Source organism: Streptomyces sp. HUAS CB01 (genome assembly GCF_030406905.1).
Classification (GTDB): Bacteria; Actinomycetota; Actinomycetes; order Streptomycetales; family Streptomycetaceae; genus Streptomyces; species Streptomyces chengbuensis.
On the sequence record NZ_CP129137.1, the window covers coordinates 1075402 to 1093293 of the forward strand.

Here is a 17892-nt window from a genome sequence, read left to right on the forward strand (position 1 = left end):
GGCGCACGGCCGACGTGACACGTCCGGGCGGGTGGTGGGGCCGCCCCGTGGACCGGGCGGGCGGAGGCGCGTGCGGGGTCGAGGGGCGGGCGGACCGCGCCCGGCCGTCGGCGCAGCCGGCCCCGTACCTGGCCACCGGGCCGGCCCCGCAGCGGTGTCCGGTCTGCGGCCACCGGGGCACCGGGGCGGGGTCCGGCGCCGGGTGTCAGGCCGTCGCCGCGGCCGACCGCAGCGCCGCCAGCGCCGCGCGGATCGACGGACGGCGGTCCGCGTCCGCCCGCCAGACCGCGTAGATGTGCCGGCGCACCTTCTGGCGCACCGGGACGAGCCTGACGCCCTCGGGGACCGGACCACGGCCCAGTCGCGGGGTCACACAGACTCCGAGGCCCGCCGCGATCAGCGCCAGCTGGGTGTGGTGCTCGCCCGCGAGATGGGCGATGCGGGGTTCGATGCCCTTGGCGCGCAGGGTGAAGACCAGCCACTCGTAGCAGAATTCGCCCTCGGGCCAGGAGACCCAGTCGTCGTCGGCGAAGTCCTCCAGGTCCACGTCGGCACGGCCGGCCAGCGGGTGGTCGGCCGGCATCGCCACGTCGGCGGCGTCGTCCAGCAGCGGCTCGCGCGTGAGTCCGCCTGGCACGGGGAGCCGCTTGTTGCTCCAGTCCAGGGCGATCGCCAGGTCGAGATCGCCGCGGATCACCTGCCGCAGGGCGTACTCCGGCTCCAGTTCGCTGGTGCGGACCCGCAGGTCGGGGTGGTCGGCGCGGAGGGCCGTGAGCGCCGCGGGGAACAGCCCCCGGGCGGCCGTCGGGAACGCGCCGAGCCGCACTTCGCCGACCACCTGGCCCCGTTGTGCCTCGATGTCGGCCTGAGCGAGCTCCACCTGCGACAGGATGCGGGCGGCGTGGTCGGCGAGGAGGCGTCCGGCGTCCGTGAGCCGCACCCCGCGTCCGTTCTTGGCCAGCAGCTGCTGGCCCACTTCGCGCTCCAGCTTGGCCATTTGCTGGGACACGGCCGAGGTCGTGACGTGCAGCCCGTCGGCCGCCGCGCTGACGGAACCGTGCCGGGCCAGGGCGTCCAGGGTCCGCAGGCGCTCCAGATTCAACATGTAAGCAATGCTAATCGGATGACTGAAAGAAGTCTCGCTTGTTCTAAGAGGACATTGGCTCCAGGGTGGAGCCATGACCACCGCCACGCCGCCGTCCCGCACGGAGCCCTCCGGAGCATCCGCGTCCGCCTCACACCCCGCGGGCCCGCCCTCCGCACCCACCCCGTCCCCCGCGGGTCCGTCCGCCGCCGACCGCCGCCGTCCCGCCTTCGGCTGGCGCCTGAGGTTCGCCGTGCTCGCCCTGATCTGGGGCTTCAGCTTCCTGCTCATCAAGGTCGGCACGGAGGGCTACGCCCCGTTCCAGGTCACCTTCGGCCGGCTGCTCTTCGGTACGGCCGTGCTGGCCGCCGCCATGGCGGTGCGACGCGAAGGGCCGCCGCGGGGGGCTCGGACCTGGGCGCATCTGACCGTCGCGGCGTTCTTCCTGAACGCGCTGCCGTTCTCGCTCTTCGCCTACGCGGAGCTGACCATCCCCTCGACACTGGCCGGGATCTGCAACGCGACGTCCCCGCTGTGGGGCATGGCGCTGTCGCTGGTGGCGCTCTCCGAGGACCGGCCCACGCGCCGCCGTGTCGCGGGTCTGGGCATCGGGTTCATCGGCGTGCTCACCGTACTGGGCGCCTGGCAGGGCTTCTCCGGACTCGACGTCGGCGGCACGGCGATGGCCCTGCTCGCCTCCCTGAGCTACCCGGTCGGCTGGATCTACGTCCGCCGTACGCTCGCGGGCTCGTCCCACTCGCACCTGTCCCTGACCGGGGCACAGCTGATGCTGGCGACGCTCCAACTGGCGGTGGTGACGCCCCTGTTCACGACACTGCCGAGCTCACTGCCGGTGGTTCCGCTGCTCGCCGTGGTGGCGCTGGGCGCACTGGGGACCGGCTTCGCGATGCTGCTGCAGTACGGGCTGGTCGCCGAGGTCGGGCCCACGACCGCGACGATGGTCACCTATTTCATCCCGGTCATCGCGACCGCCGCGGGGGTCACGCTGCTCGACGAGAGGCTGGGCTGGAACACTCCCGTCGGCGCCCTGATCGTGCTGGCGGGAGCCGCGCTCACCCAGAGCAGGTCCGGCCCGAAGCGGGCGGGGCGGCGCGTTCGGCGGCCGGCGACACGGACGCGTCGGATCCGTCCGTGACCGTGGGCGGCCGGCCCGGTCCGTGGACGCGACGAGCCGTGATCGTGGGCGGCGCGAGCCGCGCGGCCGCGAGCGCCACGGCCCGCCGTGACCGCAGGCGTGCGGTGACAGCGAGCGCGGCGAGGCGCCCGTACGGGGGCTCAGCCGTAGCTGCGGGGAGGCACCGGGCCGACCGCCCGGGCCACCGCGTCGGCGAGCGCGGTGATGTCGTCGGCCGCCAGTCCCGACACCGTGAGCCGCACGGCGGGTGGGGACGAGATGCGGAAACGGGCTCCGGGAGCGACGGCCCAGCCGGCGTGCAGCAGACGGGCCACGGTGCCGGTCTCGTCGGCCACGGGCACCCACACGTTCATCCCGCTGCGGCCGCGGGCCTCGACGCCCCGCTCCGCCAGGGCACTCAGCAGCGCGTCGCGCCGTTGTCCGTAGGCGGCCGCCACGGCCACCGGATCGACGGCACCCGAGGTCCACAGCTCGACGACGGCGCGCTGGGTCAGCCGGCTGACCCAGCCGGGGCCGAGCCCCTGCCGCCCCTGGACCCGGTCGAGGGTGACCCGGTCACCGGTGAGCACGGCGAGTCTGAGGTCGGGACCGTACGCCTTGGCGACCGAGCGTACGAGCACCCAGTGGTCCGTGACCCCGGCCAGGGGGTGCAGTGGCTCGCCGACGATCGCATGGCCGTGGTCGTCCTCGACGAGCAGGGTCCGGGGATACCGGGCCAGCACGTCGCGGAGCTCACGGGCGCGTGGTGCGGAGACGACGGCACCCGTGGGGTTCTGGGCGCGGTCGGTCACGACCAGGGCCCTGGCCCCGCGGTCGAGCGCCCGCTCGACGTGCTCGGGGCGCGGCCCGTCGTCGTCGACGGCGACCGGGACCGTCCGCAGCCCGAGCGCCGGGATCAGGTCGAGCAGGCTGCCCCAGCCGGGGTCCTCCACGGCCACGGCGTCCCCGGGGCGGAGATGGGCGTGCAGCACGCGCTCGATGGCGTCGAGCGAACCGGAGGTGACGGCGACCGGACCGTCCGGCACCCCGTCCTCGTCCAGTCCGGCCCGCGCGAGCCGTGCGAGGTCGGGGTCGACGGCGGCCTGCCCGTAGAGCACCGGACCGGCGTCGTGGTGCCGTGCCGCCGCGGCGAAGGCGTCGTGCAGCGGCGGCAGCAGGGTGGTGTCCGGGTTGCCCTCGGAGATCTGCCGCACGCCGGGAGGGGCGTCGATCGTGAGCGAGCCGCGCGCCGTGCTGGCCGGCCGCTCCCGCACACGGCTGCCTCTGCGGCCGGCGGTCTCGATCACGCCGCGGTCGCGCAGCGTCCGGTACGCGGATGCCACGGTGTTCGGGTTGACACCCAGTGATGCCGCCAATTCCCGCATGGGCGGGAGCAGTTGGCCGGGCCCGAGGTCCCCCGAACCGACCCCGCGCTCGATGCTGGCCGCGATCTCCGATGCGCCGCGGCCCTCGATCCGATAGTCTCCTAGCACAAACACGATTATGCACTAATGCAATGGAGACCGCACATGACACCCTCGCAGGCGTCACCGTCCTACCGGGCCACCGAGCGGACCGTGCCCACGCGGTCGCGGGAGCGCGCGTCCCACGACCGCGAGTTGGTGCACTCGATACTCGACGAGACCTCCGTCTGCCATCTCGGCTTCGTCCGCGACGGGGCGCCCGTCGTGCTGCCCACCCTCTACGGCCGCGTCGGCGACAGGCTGTACGTGCACGGCTCGACCGGTTCCCGTCCGCTGCGCATGGCGGGCCAGGCGGATCCCGGTCTGGAGGTCTGTCTGACCGTCACCCATGTCGACGGTCTGGTCCTCGCCCGCTCGGCGTTCCACCACTCGATCAACTACCGGTCGGTGGTGGTCCACGGAACCGCACGCCAGGTCACCGACCCGGAGGAGAAGCGCACCGCGCTCGACGCCCTGGTCGACCACGTCGTCCCCGGCCGCTCCGCCGACTCGCGTCCGGCCAACGCCAGGGAGCTCGCCGCGACGGCGGTGCTCCGGCTGGATCTGGACGAGGTGTCCGCCAAGGTCCGCACGGGCGGCCCGAGCGACGACCTCGAGGACCTGGCGCTTCCGCACTGGACCGGTGTCGTCCCCCTCGTCCGGGGATACGGCGCGCCGGTCCCCGCGGACGACCTGGACCCGTCGGTGCCCCTGCCCGCGTATCTGTCCGCGCTGTAGCCACGGGACCCGGGGCCGGCCGGACCGCTGACAGCGCGCGATCCGGCCGCGACGCGGCGGGCGGCCGCGGCCGCCCGGCCCCGGCACAGACGGTGGCCGTCGCCGTCCACCGAGCGACTGCCCCACCGCGGACGCCGCCCCGCGCGGAACCGGCTCCCGCCGGCGACACGCGGTTCTCGTGAACGCCCGGCCCCGAGCCTCCGGCCGTGGTGGCCTGCGCTGCCGTCGCGCCCGCCGCGGTCTCCGCCGGCGCCCGTCGACGGAGGACACCGCCCGGTCAGGCCGGTGCGTCCACGGTGCCGCGCCGCCCCGCCGCCGGCCGGGTCTCCTGCCAGGCCAGCCCGACGACCGCCGCGAGCAGGACCACCGTCCCGGCCACCGTCGCCGAGGTCAGCCGCTCGTTCAGCGCGGTCACCGCCAGGACCGCCGCGCTCACCGGCTCCAGAAGCATGATCACCGACACCGTCGCGGCGCGGACGACGGCTGCCCCCGCGAAGTACAGCGCGTAGGCGAGGGCCGTCGGCACCGCGGCGATGTACACCAGCATGCCCAGCACCCGCACCGGCTCCGCGGTGTGCGGCAGGAGACCCTCCACGAGGGCCGCCGGGAGCAGACCGACGGCGCCCACCACGAAGGTCCACAGGGTCGTCGACAGGGGGTCGGGGCCGGCGCCGTCACGGCCGAGCCTGCGGGTGATCAGGGTGATGGCCGCGTAGCCCGCGGCCGAGACGACCGCGAGTGTCACGCCGAGCGGCCGTACCGTGCCGCTCCCGCCGCCCAGGACCAGCACCACGAGCCCGGTCAGCGCCCCGGCGACGGCGGCGATCCCGCCGCCCCCGAGCCGCTCCCCCATGGTGATCCTGGCACCGAGGGCGATCAGTACGGGCCCGGCGCCCAGGGTGACCACCGTGCCGACCGCCAGGCCGGTCTGCTCGACGGCGGCGAAGTAGGCGCTCTGAAAGACCGTCAGGCCGACGCCGGTGCCGAGGATGCGCAGCAGCCTGCGGCGGCGCGTTTCCGGCCGGGCCACGACGGCGGCACCGGTCCGCGCCGTCCTCCGCCCGCGCAGCGCGAGCGCGCCCGCGAGCAGCAGCAGCCCGCCCAGGCAGCGCCAGAAGGACAGGGCGAGCGGGCCCAGATCGCTGGCCTCGAAGACCAGTGAGGCGGCCGCCCCGGCGGTCCCCCAGGCCACACCGGCGACGACGAGGTAGAACAGGCTGCGCCCGACGGGCAGGCCGGCGACGGCAGCCGTAGATGGATTCGACACGTGTGCACTCCGTGCTGGGTGTCCGGGGTTCGTCCCCGGGGGGCCCGCCCCTCGACGGGTGTGGGGAAGCGCGTCCCGATGCGGGCCGGAAGACAGGACAGTTGGCCGCTGGACTCCGTGCGCGGGCAGCGACGAACCGCCCGGGGGAACTCCACACCCCGGAACCGGTCTTCGTCGGCGGTGAACCGCCCGCGCTACGCGGCGGGAGGCGGGAGGACGGTCGAATGCATGATCGCCACCCTAGACCGCCGCCCGTTCGGCCGCCAAGTCGCCGTCGGCAGCCCCGGCCACGGTCCCGGATCCGCCCGCCACCGGCCCCGATGCGGCCTTCGGCGTGGACGACTGCGCGATGAACGCGCCCACGAGCACCACGGCGCCGCCGATGATCTGGGGGGCGGACAGGTGCTCTCGGAGGAGGACCCAGGCCAGCACGGTCGCGATCACGGCCTCCAGGCACGCGACGACCCCGGCGACCTGCGGCGAGAGCCGGCGGACCGACACGACGCCGGTGACGTAGGCGACGACGGTGGCGATCAGGACGATCCAGCCGAGCAGCAGTGCCGCCGGGACGGTGGTCCCGGCCATGCCCGCGCCGCCGCCGAGCACCCGCCAGTCCATCTGCCACGGCCGGGCGACGGCGGTGAGCACGAGCGCGCCGATGAGCAGTCCGTACGCGATGACGCCGAGCGGGTCGGCCGCGTCGTCGCCGTCGGCCCCCTGGTCGGACAGCACGAAGTAGCCGACCTGGCAGCAGGCGGCCCCGAGGGCCAGCAGCAGGCCGATCGCGTCGAAGCTCAGCCCGGCCCAGACCTCGACGACACAGGCGAGTCCGCCGACGGCGAGGACGACGCCGACGGCGGCGGCGCGGGTGACCGGGCGGCGCTGGACGAAGCGGACCCAGGCGAGGACGAGAGCCGGCGCCAGGTACTCGATGAGGAGTGCCACACCCACGGGGATACGGGATATCGCGGCGAAGTAGCACGCCTGGACACCGGCGACGGCGAGCATGCCGAATCCGGCGAGCAGCGCCGGTTTGCGTGTCAGGAGGTCACGGTGGCGCCAGGCGACGGGGAGCATGACGAGGGCGGCACCGGCCACTCGCAGCCACACCACATGCAGGGGGTCGAGCCCCGCTTCGATGAGCGGCTTGGCCGCCACACCTGAACCACCGAAGGCGAACGCCGATGCCAGGGCGAGTCCCAGCCCGGCGTTCCTGTCCCGAGACGCGTGCATCGGCACATCATGGCATCCCGCGTCAGGACCGTCACGTCCGTCACACCTGTTGAGACAGCTCGCCGATCCGGCCGGTCAGCCGCTCGGTGTCGACCCCGGCGTGCACGAGGACTTCGACGGCCCTGGAGTGCCGGTCGGCGGCGAGTTCGGCGAGCAGATCGAGGCCGCCGGCACGCGGATCGCCGCGCCCCGCGGCCCGTTCCCGCACCCTCAGCATCGCGGCCGCGGCCGACGGCGACCAGCTCGTCTGCCCCGAGTCCCGGGCCGGCGGGGCCACCGGGTTCGCGCCGGAGTCCTCGACCGTCGCCTGCCAGCGCAGCCCGTACCCGATGCTGCGCTGCACGAGATAGCCGAGGACGCGGGCGACCTGGTCCGGGCCGCCGAAGGCCGCCCGGACCTCGGGTTCGGACTCGACCAGGGAGTGCAGCAGATGGGCCGTGTCGATCTGGCGGTCGCCGTCCCGCAGCGCGCGCCTGCGCGCGCCGGCGACGACCGAGGCCAGTTCCTCGGAGAGTCCGGCGTCGGTCCCGGTGGATCCGGGAGCGGGCTGCGGGGGGACGCGCGGGACAGGGAAGTGCACGGTCCCACCCCACCAGCCGGGAACGGGACCGGTCATCGCCGCAGGGGAGCATTCGGGCATCCCGCGGAAGGTGGGCACGGCGTGCCGGGTCTCCTCCTTGCGGAGGAGGGACGCCCCCGGGGGGGCGAAGCGGCACTCCCCCACCGCCGGGAGGCCGGCGTCCGCCGTCACACCCCCACCGGATCTGACAGTTCATCAGTATTGAATGTTGCAGGCCGCGCGGCTACGTTCCGCGACACCGGAACCCGAAGGGCGCCGAGCCCGACGAGAAGAGGTGGTCGTATGGCCGAGGTCAGCGCGGACGCACGTATCGGGGCGCCCGCCGGGAAGGTGTGGGCCCAGCTGACGGACTTCGCTTCGTACGGCCGGTGGAACGCCACGCACACGAGCTTTCCGCAGGGCGGGCCGGAGACCCTCGAGACCGGTGCGACCTTCGCCGAGAACATGAAGCTCATGGGCTTCCCGGCGGAGGTGCAGTGGACGGTGGAGGAACTGGAGCCCGAGCGGGTGCTCGCGATCAGGGGCAAGGGCCCGATGGGCGTCCTCGTCGGCACCCGCTACACCCTCACCCCGGAGGGCGAGGCCACGACCGTGCGCATCGACGGGGAGTTCACGGGGGCCGCCGTCTCGCTGATGGCGGGCAAGCTCACGGACTCGGCGACCGCCGCGCTCAACGAGTCGCTGCGCAAGCTGGGAGGACTGGTGAGCTGACGGTCCCGGCGCACGCACCGGGCGGGAAGCGAAGGGCCGCGTGCGGGGCCTTCACCTCCCGCCCGATGCCGGCGCGAGCCGTTCCCGGCCGCGTACGGCCGGACCGCCGAGGTCCGGTGGCGCTTCCGGACCGGCCCGTGGACGCCCCGGCCGCCGGCCGTCAGTCCCCGTCGGCGAGGATCAGATAGAGCTTCTTGCGGGCCTCGCTGATCACCGAGATCGCCTTCTGCCGCTGGTCCGGGGTGCCGGTCTTCCAGACCTGACCGAAGGCCTCCATGAGCCCGAACCCGGCCTGCCGTATCTCGTTCATGGCGTCCCAGTCGATCCCGCGGCCGGCCTCCTCCCAGGGCGCTTCGGGCACCGACTCGGCCTCGGTGCGCCCCGTGTCGGTGAGCGTGAACAGCTTCTTCCCGCCGTCGCTCTCGCTGGTGATCAGCCCCTCGTCCTCCAGCAGCTGGAGCGTGGGATAGACCGAGCCGGGGCTGGGCTTCCAGGCCCCGCCGCTGCGCTCGCCGATCTCCTGGATCATCTCGTACCCGTGCATGGGGCGGTCCTGCAGCAGGGCGAGGATCGAGGCGCGCACATCACCGCGGCGCGCCCTCCCCCGGCCACGGCCGCGCCCGCCGCCCCACGGGGGCCCGCCGAACCCCGGCCCGAACGGACCGAAGGCGGCGCGGCGGCCCTCGTACTCACCCCGACCGTGATGGCCGGATCCGCACGTGCTCTGCCCCGGCCCGGGTCCGAATCCGTGTCCATGTGAACGCATCGCTACGCTCCCTCCATCGTTGATCTGTCGCGATGCCTCAACGATATATCGGAATACGTCGCATGACAATCGCCGACCGGTCCAGATCCCCGGGATTGGCCTTGGCCCGCCGCTCCACCGGCCCCTTACGGTCGGCTCCATGCGGATTCGAATCGTGGACGCCTTCACCGACCGGCCCTTCGCGGGCAATCCCGCCGCGGTCCTGCTGTTCGACTCGGACGCCTTCCCCGACGACGGCCGACTCCAGGACGTGGCGGCGGAGATGAACCTCTCCGAAACGGCCTTCGCGCACCGGCTGCCCGCCGGCGGCGAGGCGGACTGGGCGCTGCGGTGGTTCACGCCGGTCGCCGAGGTGGACATGTGCGGGCACGCGACACTCGCCACGGCCCACGTCCTCCACCGCACCGGCGCCGCGAGCGGAACCGTGCGCTTCGCCGCGCGCTGCGGAATCCTCACGACGACCGCCCACGAGGACGGCACGATCACGCTCGACTTCCCGGCGTCCTCCCTGACACCGGTGGACATCCCGGACGGCATCGCCGAAGCGCTCGGCGCCGCACCGCTGTCGGTCCTCGACACCTCGGACCACATCGGCGATCTGCTGGTCGAACTCGCCGACGAGGCGACCGTGCGCGGGCTGCGGCCCGATGTCCGGGCCCTCGCCGCCCACTCGCCACGCGGAATCATCGCCACGGCGGCGGCCGCGGACCCGGAGCAGGGGTACGACTACGTCTCGCGCTGCTTCTTCCCGAACGTCGGCATCGACGAGGACCCCGTCACCGGCAGCGCGCACACCGCCCTCGCCCCGTTCTGGTCGGCGCGTCTGGGGCGCCCGGAACTGACCGGGCTGCAGGCCTCCGCCCGCTCCGGCCTGGTACGGACGGCACTGCGCGGCGAGCGCGTCCGGCTCACCGGCGCCGCGGTGACCGTCGTCGACGGCGAACTGCTCTTCGCGCCCTGACCGGACATCGCTCTCCGACCGGACGTCACTCTCCGACCGGACGTCCCTCTCCGACCGGACGTCGCTCTCCGACCGGCCTCGATCCCCGACCGGCCTTCGCTCCCACACCGCTCCTCGGTCCCTGACCGCTCACGGTCCCCGTCCGGGACGCGGCCGGTCACGGGGACGCCGCAGCGCATGCCGACCGGGCCCGGACACACGGGAGGGGCGTACGTCGACCGCCGTCCGCCCCTCGCCCCGTACTCCACGCCTCGGACCATGACCGCGTGCCGCGCCTCATACCGTGGCCGCCCCTGCCACGCCTCATGCCGTGGGCAGCCAGCCCACCTTCCCCGCCAGCAGTCCGTAGCCCACGAAGGCGACGATGTCGAGGAGCGCATGGGCGACCACGAGCGGCCCCACCCGGCCCCAGCGGCGGTACAGCAGAACGAAGACGACGCCCATCACCATGTTGCCGACGAAGCCGCCGATCCCCTGGTAGAGGTGGTACGAGCCGCGCAGCACCGAACTGGCGGCCAGGGCGCCGAGAGGGCTCCAGCCCAACTGGTCCAGCCGGCGCAACAGATACCCGACGACGATGACCTCCTCGACCACGGAGTTCTGGATCGCGGAGAGAATGAGCACCGGGTATTTCCACCAGACGTCGGGAAGCGACTCCGGGACCACCGTCAGATTGGCCCCCACGGCCCTGACCACCAGGTAGAACGCCAGCCCCGCGCTGCCGATGCCGGCCGCCAGCAGCGCGCCGCGCCCCAGGTCGGACCAGGGCCTGGTGCGGTCGAAGCCGATGACCCTCAGCCCTCCGGCACCCTCCCTCAGCAGCAGATGGGCGACGAGGAGGACCGGGACCAGTGCCGTCGCGATCCCGAACAGCTGCCAGGCGAGGTCGAGCCACGGTCGGCCCGGCGCCCAGGAGCTGTTGAGATTGGCGGCCTGGTCCTTGAGGCCGCCGGGCTTCGTGAGCGCCCCGATGAAGCTGATCAGCGACGACACCGCGCTGGCGCCCAGGGAGAGCGCCAGGACGATCAGGGTCTCGGACCGCAGGATCCCGCGCGGCAATCCCCCGTCGGGGACCGATCCGGACACCCGTCCCGCCTCCGCCTGCACACTGCCTCCCGTTGCCTCGGTCCCGCCGTCACAGCTTGCCCGACGGCGGGGCCGAGGTCGAAGGCGGGACCCGGTACGGAGCGATCAGTCGCCCGGTCCGGCCGGCCAGGTGTGCACCGGCTCGTCCGAATGCATCAGCACGCTGTAGCGGCGGGTGACGGCGGCGAGGGCGTCCTGCCGGTCCAGCCCGGCGTCCAGGGCCCGGTGGAAGGCGTCGACCTGCCAGGACGCGCCGTTCACCCGGCGCCTGCACCGCCCTTCGATGACCCCCAGGTAGAAGTCCCGGTCCGCGGGTTCCACGTTCCAGGCGTCCAGCCCGGCCGCCGCGAGCGGCAGCAGTTCGTCCCGGACGAGCTTGACCGCGGGGACGCGGGTGAGCCCGCTGCCCCGGCCCGGGCGCGGCCACTCCAGCTCGGCCTCGATGCCGTGCCGGCAGGCGGTCTCGAAGTTCGCGGCGGCGGTCTCGAACGGCATCCGGGTCCACAGCGGCCGCGACTCCTCGGCGAGCGCCCGCACCAGCCCGTAGTAGAAGGCCGCGTTGGCGACGACGTCGGTGACGGTGGGACCGGCCGGGAGCACCCGGTTCTCGACGCGCAGATGGGGCACCCCGTCCGCGAGACCGTACACGGGCCGGTTCCAGCGGTAGACCGTGCCGTTGTGCAGGACCAGCTCCTGCAGCCGCGGCACGCCGCCGTCGTCGAGCACCCGCAGCGGCTCCTCGTCGTCGCAGATCGGCAGGAGTGCCGGGAAGTACCGCAGGTTCTCCTCGAAGAGCTCGTACGCGGAGCTCACCCAGCGCTCGCCGAACCAGGTCCTGGGCCGCACGCCCTGCGCCTGGAGCTCGGGCGGCCGGGTGTCCGTGGCCTGCTGGAACAGCGGCGGCCGGGACTCGCGCCAGAGCTCCTTGCCGAACAGGAACGGGGAGTTGGCGCCGACGGCGATCTGGACCGCCGCCACCGCCTGGGCGGCGTTCCACACCTGGGCGAACCGGCCCGGGGTCACCTGGAGGTGCAGCTGCACCGAGGTGCAGGCCGCCTCCGGCGCGATGGAGGACGATGTGCAGCTGAGGTGCTCCACTCCCTCGATGTCAAGGGTGAAGTCCTCGCCCCGGGCGGCGACGATCTGGTCGTTGAGGAGGACATAGCGGTCGACGTCCGACAGGTTCGCGGAGACGAGATCTTTTCCGTCGAGGGTCGGAAGAATACCGATCATCACGATTCCTGCGTCGACCTCGGCGGCTTTGCGATGGGCATATCCCAGCCCCGTGCGAAGCTCCTCGGCGAGCTGGTCGAGGACCCGGCCTGCGAGCCGGTGCGGCGCTATATTGACCTCCAGGTTGAACATTCCGAGCTCGGTCTGGAAATCACGGCTGGCAATCCGGTCCAGCACCTCGGCATTCATCATCCGGGGCAGGCCGTCGGAGCCCGCGAGATTGAGTTCGATCTCCAGTCCCATCAGATTCCTGGGACGATCGAACCTCTTCTCCGTCAGGAGTCTCCCCAGTCCCGCCAGGCACTGCTGGAGCTTTCTCCGGTACCGTTGCCGATCGGACAGGTCGAACCCGCCTGCCACGATCTTCTCCCCCATCGAAGGGTCCCTCCTCGAGTGGGCAGTCCGCGGCCGGGCCGCTCGTGTCACGGACGATAATGCCCAGAGGAAGAGATCCGTAACGTCTCGCGCGGGACCGGTGGTCCGCTAGTCTGGTGCGGCTTCCACGCGGCACATTCCGTCGGCATGGCGCAGCGCGCATTTACCACTTCCCGGTGCGTGGTGAAAAACTCCGACGAGATTCGGCCGTCCGCTCCCGGGGTAACACACCAGGTGACGGCGGTGCGTTCACGGATATCCCGCTCGAACTCCGCAGACAGAAGGCCTGATTCAGCCTTGACGGCAATGCCGGGGACAGCTAGCAGAAACATCGAGTGAACACACGTCGTATAAACTCGCGCGAACGAGGAAGAAAGTCGGCGCCCGGCCACGGAATTCCGGCCCCCCTCCGGCCCACGCCGACAGAGCCGTCCGCATCTGCCCTCGCATCCCCCTGTCTCTTGAGTGAGAGGCGACCCACCATGCCGCTGCACGTCCCCCCGGCTCCCGCGCCCGCCCTGCGCAGCGTCCTCACGGCACTCGGATCCCCCTCCGCAGTCCGCGAGGCGCGCACCCCTGCTCTCCGTTCCGTCCAGGGAGCGGTGACCGCCGAACTCCCGCTTCCCGTCCACGTCCTGGACCAGGTGGTGCCGCAGGGCAGCCGCAGGCCGCGCACCAGGCTGGCGGGCTGGCGGTTCCTGATCCGCGGCGGCGACCGCGCCATCGCCGCCGCGGACACCATGCTGACCCCCGACGGCTGGGCCTTCTCGCACTTCTTCGAGGGCCCGTACATCGCGTCGACCGAGCGGGCGCTGCAGCAGGCCGAGGCCCTCCCGGGCAGCTACCAGCCACGGCTGCTGTCCGTACCCGAGCTGTACATGCTCACGCTCTGGCTGCACGGCAACCGCGAGGCGGACCCGGCGAAGGGCAAGCCCGCGCCTGCCGACCTGCTGGTGCCGCTGGCTCCCGCGCCGCCGGGAATCGCCGCCCACCGGCCGCACCGGGTCGCCGATCTGCTGCCGGTGATGACCTTGAGAGTCACGCCCGTTCCCCTGCTCGGATTCCCTGCCTGAGGGAGCCACCGAACGTCGATGCCCCGTGACGCCGTGTCACGGGGCATGTTCATGCCCCTTCCGGACTAGCCCGCTACGGCCACGGCGAACCACCCGAAGGGACGGTGCAGTTGAGCTGAACCGCCCGCCGGGGTGACACGTCATTAACTGGTAGGACGAGCTGCCGTGAAATCCCTGCGGATTGACGCCCGTGGGGCAACACTGGGATCGACGACAGATACGGGGGGCGGCCATGAGCACCGCATCGAGCCGCAGGACACTCACCACATCGCAGCGAAAGAACCCATCCATGTGCCAGCACCAGCCATCGTGCCCGACAGCAGACTCCGCCGACCGGGAGGCCGCCCGCCTCGTGGCACACCACCCGGAGCAGGGCTGGAGCCTGCTGTGCAACGGTGTGGTGCTCTTCGAGGACACGGGTGAGCTCCTCCCGGACGGTCAGATCATCGCCCCGCACCGGCCGCTGCGGATCGTGACCGCGGCCTGAGGCCCGCCGCCCGCGCGGCGCGAGCACCCGCGACCGCCGCCCGGTGCGCCGCTGCGCCCTGTGCACATTGACGCGCCGGGCACCGACGGACCGACGCACCGACGCACCGACGAAGAGGGCCGGCCCGGAGAGATCTCCGAGCCGGCCCTGATGCTTTCCGGGTTTCCCCGGCAGCGGTTCAGCCGTCGTACTCGTCCAGCGGCGGGCAGGAGCAGACCAGGTTCCGGTCACCGAAGGCGCCGTCGATCCGGCGCACCGGCGGCCAGTACTTGTCCGTCGCCTGGACACCGGCCGGGAACACGGCCTCCTCACGGCTGTACGCGTGCTCCCACTCACCGCCGAGCACGGCCGCGGTGTGCGGGGCGTTGCGGAGCGGGTTGTCCTCGGCGGGCCACTCGCCCGAGGCGACCTTCTCGATCTCCGCGCGGATGGCGATCATCGCGTCGCAGAAACGGTCGATCTCGGTGAGGTCCTCGCTCTCGGTGGGCTCGATCATCAGCGTGCCCGCCACCGGGAAGGACATCGTCGGCGCGTGGAACCCGTAGTCGATGAGGCGCTTGGCGATGTCGTCGACGCTCACGCCGGTCGCCTTCGCCAGCGGCCGCAGGTCGACGATGCACTCGTGCGCGACCAGGCCCGCCGGGCCGGTGTACAGCACCGGGTAGTGCGGCTCGAGACGCTTGGCGATGTAGTTCGCCGCGAGCACCGCGACCTGGGTGGCGCGCTTGAGGCCCTCGCCGCCCATCAGCCGGACGTACGCCCAGGAGATCGGCAGGATACCCGCGGAGCCCCAGGGGGCGGCGGAGATCGGGCCGACACCGGTCTCCGGACCGGCGGTGGGCTGGAGCGGGTGGTTCGGCAGGTACGGGGCCAGGTGCTCACGGACGGCCACCGGGCCGACACCCGGACCGCCGCCGCCGTGCGGGATGCAGAACGTCTTGTGCAGGTTGAGGTGCGACACGTCGCCGCCGAACTTGCCCGGCTTGGCGAGGCCCACCAGCGCGTTCAGGTTGGCGCCGTCGACGTACACCTGGCCGCCGGCCTCGTGGACCTGCGCGCAGATGTCCGCGACGTGCTCCTCGAACACGCCGTGCGTCGACGGGTACGTGATCATCAGGACGGCCAGCTCGTCGCGGTACTGCTCGATCTTGGCGCGCAGGTCCTGCACGTCGATCTCACCGTCGTCGGCGGTGCGGACGACGACGACCTTCATGCCGGCCATCACGGCGCTGGCGGCGTTGGTGCCGTGCGCGGAGGACGGGATGAGGCAGACGGTGCGCTGCTCGTCGCCGTTGGCACGGTGGTACGCGCGCACGGCGAGCAGACCGGCCAGCTCGCCCTGCGAACCGGCGTTCGGCTGGAGGGAGACCTTGTCGTAGCCGGTGACCTCGGCGAGACGCTCCTCCAGCTCGTGGATGAGGGTCAGATAGCCCTCGGCCTGCTCGACGGGGGCGAAGGGGTGGATCTGGCCGAACTCCGGCCAGGTGACCGGCTCCATCTCGGTGGTGGCGTTCAGCTTCATCGTGCAGGAGCCGAGCGGGATCATGCCCCGGTCCAGCGCGTAGTCGCGGTCGGCGAGCCGGCGCAGGTAGCGGAGCATCGCGGTCTCGGAGCGGTGCGCGTGGAAGACCGGGTGGGTGAGGACGTCGTCCGTGCGGAGCAGCGCGGCCGGCAGCGTGTCCTCGACGGTCGCGTCCAGCGCCTCGATGTCGCCGTCGACGCCGAACGCCGCCCAGACGGCGGAGACCTGGGCGCGCAGCGTGGTCTCGTCGCAGGAGAGCGACACGTGGTCGGCGTCGACGAGGTGCAGGTTGACGCCTCCCTCACGGGCCGCGGCGACGACGTCGGCGGCCTTGCCCGGGACGCGCGCGGTGAGCGTGTCGAAGAACGTGCCGTGGACGATCTCGACACCACCGGCGCGCAGGCCCTCGGCGAGGATCGCGGCGTAGCGGTGGGTGCGGCGCGCGATCGTCCGCAGGCCCTCCGGGCCGTGGTAGACGGCGTACATCCCGGCCATGACGGCGAGGAGCACCTGCGCGGTGCAGATGTTGCTGGTGGCCTTCTCACGGCGGATGTGCTGCTCGCGCGTCTGCAGGGCGAGGCGGTACGCCTTGTTGCCGTCGGCGTCGACGGAGACGCCGACCAGCCGGCCGGGCAGGCTGCGGGCGTGCTTCTGCTGGACGGCCATGTAGCCGGCGTGCGGGCCGCCGAAGCCCATGGGGACGCCGAAGCGCTGGGTCGTGCCGACGGCGATGTCCGCGCCGAGCTCACCGGGCGAGGTGAGCAGGGTCAGCGCGAGCAGATCGGCCGCCACGGTGACGATCGCGCCGAGCTCGTGGGCCCGGTCGATGACCGGCTTGATGTCGCGGACGGCACCGGAGGCGCCGGGGTACTGGAGCAGCACACCGAAGACGCCGCGCTCGGCGATCTCCGCGGGGATCCCCTCGCTGAGGTCGGCCACCACGACCTCGACGCCGGTCGGCTCGGCCCGGGTCTCGATCACGGCGATGGTCTGCGGCAGGGCGTCGGAGTCGATCAGGAAGACGCCGTCCTTGACCTTGCCGACGCGCCGGGACAGCGCCATGGCCTCCGCGGCGGCGGTTCCCTCGTCGAGCAGCGAGGCGCCGGACGTGGGCAGTCCGGTCAGGTCGGCGACCATGGTCTGGAAGTTGAGCAGCGCCTCCAGACGGCCCTGGGAGATCTCCGGCTGGTAGGGCGTGTAGGCCGTGTACCAGGCCGGGTTCTCCATCACGTTCCGCAGGATGACCGGCGGTGTGAAGGTCCCGTGGTAGCCGAGACCGATCATCGGGGCGAGCACTTGGTTTCGGTCGGCGAGTCCGCGCAGTTCGGCGAGCACCTCCGCCTCGGTGCGGGCGCCGGGCAGCCCCAGGGCCTCGGCGCTCTTGATCACGTCCGGCACGGCGGCGGCGGTCAGCTCGTCCAGCGAGCCGTAGCCGACCTGCGCCAGCATCTTCGCCTGCGCCTCGGTGTCGGGGCCGATGTGGCGCTGCTCGAAGGGGGTGCCTCGCTCCAGTTGGGAGAGCGGAATGCGGTTGGCGGTCATTGCGGAGGCCTCCTGGTCGTAACGACCTGCGAGGGGCACCACGGCGCGGGTGCCCGGACGGCCTCCCCCTCTGTCATCTCAACCTGAGAGCTTCACCGGAGCGCCCGGGGGCACGCCGGCTTTCACCGTCGGTGAGAGCGGATGCCGTCCGACGCCCGCCCTGCTTTCCAGAGTGACCTCGTCCGTGCGGTACAGGGGCCTGAGAGATTCCGGGGAGGATTTGCTCCTTCGGCGGCACCGGCTTTCACCGGGGCACTCTCCCGCACGGGGTCAGCAGCCGCTGCCAGCGTACCAGCGTGGCCTCACCTGGGACCTTCGAGTGGACGACGCCCTGGATGTGCACTTTCGTAGTATCCAGCGAACCCGTGCGACCTGTTGGAGGGACCGTGCAGACCGACATCGATCCGCGCAGCCTGATCGGCCGCAAGGCGTTCGACCGCAACGGCACCAAGATCGGGACCGTGGACGAGGTGTACCTCGACGACGCCACGGGCGTCCCCGAATGGGCGGCCGTGCGGACCGGGCTGTTCAGCCGGGACGCGTTCGTGCCGCTCGAACCCAGCGAGCTCGAGGGCGACGGTCTCCACATACCCTTCGAACGGGCTCTGATCAAGGACGCACCGGACTTCGGCGTCG

Annotated in this window: 15 protein-coding genes, 1 pseudogene and 1 riboswitch; of the genes and pseudogenes, 7 read left to right on the forward strand and 9 right to left on the reverse strand. The window is 72.6% G+C overall.

Features of this window, described 5'->3' with window-relative positions; all coding sequences use genetic code 11:
* Positions 1 to 205: 205 nt before the first annotated feature.
* Entirely contained in the window at positions 206 to 1105 is a 900-nt protein-coding gene (locus QRN89_RS04850; RefSeq protein WP_290348116.1) for a LysR family transcriptional regulator, read from the reverse strand.
* 73 nt (positions 1106 to 1178) lie between these two features.
* Here QRN89_RS04850 and QRN89_RS04855 point away from each other — a divergent pair, with 73 nt between their 5' ends.
* A complete protein-coding gene (locus QRN89_RS04855) occupies positions 1179 to 2240 on the forward strand; it encodes a DMT family transporter (protein WP_290348117.1) in 1062 nt (353 codons plus the stop codon).
* A gap of 140 nt (positions 2241 to 2380) precedes the next feature.
* On the opposite strand, the gene QRN89_RS04860 is transcribed toward QRN89_RS04855, so the two are convergent.
* Positions 2381 to 3712 (reverse strand): aminotransferase class I/II-fold pyridoxal phosphate-dependent enzyme, encoded by a 1332-nt coding sequence (locus QRN89_RS04860; protein ID WP_290348118.1) that lies wholly within the window; start codon positions 3710 to 3712, stop codon positions 2381 to 2383.
* A gap of 36 nt (positions 3713 to 3748) precedes the next feature.
* Here QRN89_RS04860 and QRN89_RS04865 point away from each other — a divergent pair, with 36 nt between their 5' ends.
* Positions 3749 to 4420, forward strand: a complete 672-nt coding sequence (locus QRN89_RS04865) for a pyridoxamine 5'-phosphate oxidase family protein (RefSeq protein WP_290348119.1) — start codon at positions 3749 to 3751, stop codon at positions 4418 to 4420.
* A gap of 277 nt (positions 4421 to 4697) precedes the next feature.
* Here the strand turns inward: QRN89_RS04865 and QRN89_RS04870 are convergent, their stop codons facing one another.
* The 3 genes from QRN89_RS04870 to QRN89_RS04880 all read right to left on the reverse strand — a co-directional run bounded on the left by QRN89_RS04870 (position 4698) and on the right by QRN89_RS04880 (position 7536).
* Complete coding sequence (locus QRN89_RS04870) at positions 4698 to 5687, reverse strand: DMT family transporter (RefSeq protein ID WP_290348120.1); 990 nt, start codon at positions 5685 to 5687, stop codon at positions 4698 to 4700.
* Between the two features lie 240 nt (positions 5688 to 5927).
* The gene (locus tag QRN89_RS04875; protein WP_290348121.1) at positions 5928 to 6920 is read right to left on the reverse strand and encodes an EamA family transporter; all 993 of its coding nucleotides are present in this window, start codon (positions 6918 to 6920) and stop codon (positions 5928 to 5930) included.
* Between the two features lie 40 nt (positions 6921 to 6960).
* Positions 6961 to 7536 (reverse strand): Clp protease N-terminal domain-containing protein, encoded by a 576-nt coding sequence (locus QRN89_RS04880; protein ID WP_290348122.1) that lies wholly within the window; start codon positions 7534 to 7536, stop codon positions 6961 to 6963.
* A gap of 246 nt (positions 7537 to 7782) precedes the next feature.
* Here QRN89_RS04880 and QRN89_RS04885 point away from each other — a divergent pair, with 246 nt between their 5' ends.
* A complete protein-coding gene (locus QRN89_RS04885) occupies positions 7783 to 8211 on the forward strand; it encodes a type II toxin-antitoxin system Rv0910 family toxin (protein WP_290348123.1) in 429 nt (142 codons plus the stop codon).
* Positions 8212 to 8371: 160 nt separating this feature from the next.
* Here QRN89_RS04885 and QRN89_RS04890 read toward each other — a convergent pair whose 3' ends face one another.
* On the reverse strand, positions 8372 to 8977 hold the full coding sequence (locus QRN89_RS04890) for a PadR family transcriptional regulator (RefSeq protein WP_290348124.1): 606 nt from the start codon (positions 8975 to 8977) through the stop codon (positions 8372 to 8374).
* Between the two features lie 139 nt (positions 8978 to 9116).
* Between QRN89_RS04890 and QRN89_RS04895 the strand changes: the two genes are divergently transcribed.
* Positions 9117 to 9938 carry a PhzF family phenazine biosynthesis protein gene (locus QRN89_RS04895; protein WP_290348125.1) on the forward strand — a complete coding sequence of 274 codons (822 nt, stop codon included), beginning with the start codon at positions 9117 to 9119 and terminating at the stop codon, positions 9936 to 9938.
* A gap of 303 nt (positions 9939 to 10241) precedes the next feature.
* Here the strand turns inward: QRN89_RS04895 and QRN89_RS04900 are convergent, their stop codons facing one another.
* Complete coding sequence (locus QRN89_RS04900; RefSeq protein ID WP_290348126.1) at positions 10242 to 11045, reverse strand: CPBP family intramembrane glutamic endopeptidase; 804 nt, start codon at positions 11043 to 11045, stop codon at positions 10242 to 10244.
* Positions 11046 to 11129: 84 nt separating this feature from the next.
* Complete coding sequence (locus QRN89_RS04905) at positions 11130 to 12632, reverse strand: glutamate-cysteine ligase family protein (RefSeq protein WP_290348127.1); 1503 nt, start codon at positions 12630 to 12632, stop codon at positions 11130 to 11132.
* 482 nt (positions 12633 to 13114) lie between these two features.
* Here QRN89_RS04905 and QRN89_RS04910 point away from each other — a divergent pair, with 482 nt between their 5' ends.
* Both QRN89_RS04910 and QRN89_RS04915 read left to right on the forward strand, forming a co-directional pair.
* Positions 13115 to 13705: a hypothetical protein gene (locus QRN89_RS04910; protein WP_290348128.1), complete on the forward strand. Its 591-nt coding sequence runs from the start codon at positions 13115 to 13117 to the stop codon at positions 13703 to 13705.
* A gap of 289 nt (positions 13706 to 13994) precedes the next feature.
* Positions 13995 to 14192, forward strand: coding sequence for a DUF5999 family protein (locus QRN89_RS04915; RefSeq protein WP_290348129.1), 198 nt, complete (start codon positions 13995 to 13997; stop codon positions 14190 to 14192).
* A gap of 178 nt (positions 14193 to 14370) precedes the next feature.
* Here the strand turns inward: QRN89_RS04915 and gcvP are convergent, their stop codons facing one another.
* Positions 14371 to 17256 carry an aminomethyl-transferring glycine dehydrogenase gene (gene gcvP / locus QRN89_RS04920; protein WP_290348130.1) on the reverse strand — a complete coding sequence of 962 codons (2886 nt, stop codon included), beginning with the start codon at positions 17254 to 17256 and terminating at the stop codon, positions 14371 to 14373.
* Positions 17257 to 17433: 177 nt separating this feature from the next.
* A riboswitch (glycine riboswitch) is annotated at positions 17434 to 17529 on the reverse strand.
* A gap of 62 nt (positions 17530 to 17591) precedes the next feature.
* Here gcvP and QRN89_RS35785 point away from each other — a divergent pair.
* A pseudogene (locus QRN89_RS35785) lies at positions 17592 to 17789 on the forward strand (PRC-barrel domain-containing protein); the annotation flags it as partial.
* Positions 17790 to 17892 lie beyond the last annotated feature (103 nt).

Excerpts from the sequence above, each read along its gene's own strand:
- QRN89_RS04850 (WP_290348116.1), bottom strand. The coding sequence starts at position 1,105 with ATGTTGAATCTGGAGCGCCTGCGGACCCTGGACGCCCTGGCCCGGCAC.
- QRN89_RS04855 (WP_290348117.1), top strand. The coding sequence starts at position 1,179 with ATGACCACCGCCACGCCGCCGTCCCGCACGGAGCCCTCCGGAGCATCC.
- QRN89_RS04865 (WP_290348119.1), top strand. The coding sequence starts at position 3,749 with ATGACACCCTCGCAGGCGTCACCGTCCTACCGGGCCACCGAGCGGACC.
- QRN89_RS04875 (WP_290348121.1), bottom strand. The coding sequence starts at position 6,920 with ATGCACGCGTCTCGGGACAGGAACGCCGGGCTGGGACTCGCCCTGGCA.
- QRN89_RS04880 (WP_290348122.1), bottom strand. The coding sequence starts at position 7,536 with ATGACCGGTCCCGTTCCCGGCTGGTGGGGTGGGACCGTGCACTTCCCT.
- QRN89_RS04885 (WP_290348123.1), top strand. The coding sequence starts at position 7,783 with ATGGCCGAGGTCAGCGCGGACGCACGTATCGGGGCGCCCGCCGGGAAG.
- QRN89_RS04890 (WP_290348124.1), bottom strand. The coding sequence starts at position 8,977 with ATGCGTTCACATGGACACGGATTCGGACCCGGGCCGGGGCAGAGCACG.
- QRN89_RS04895 (WP_290348125.1), top strand. The coding sequence starts at position 9,117 with ATGCGGATTCGAATCGTGGACGCCTTCACCGACCGGCCCTTCGCGGGC.
- QRN89_RS04905 (WP_290348127.1), bottom strand. The coding sequence starts at position 12,632 with ATGGGGGAGAAGATCGTGGCAGGCGGGTTCGACCTGTCCGATCGGCAA.
- QRN89_RS04910 (WP_290348128.1), top strand. The coding sequence starts at position 13,115 with ATGCCGCTGCACGTCCCCCCGGCTCCCGCGCCCGCCCTGCGCAGCGTC.
- QRN89_RS04915 (WP_290348129.1), top strand. The coding sequence starts at position 13,995 with ATGTGCCAGCACCAGCCATCGTGCCCGACAGCAGACTCCGCCGACCGG.
- gcvP (WP_290348130.1), bottom strand. The coding sequence starts at position 17,256 with ATGACCGCCAACCGCATTCCGCTCTCCCAACTGGAGCGAGGCACCCCC.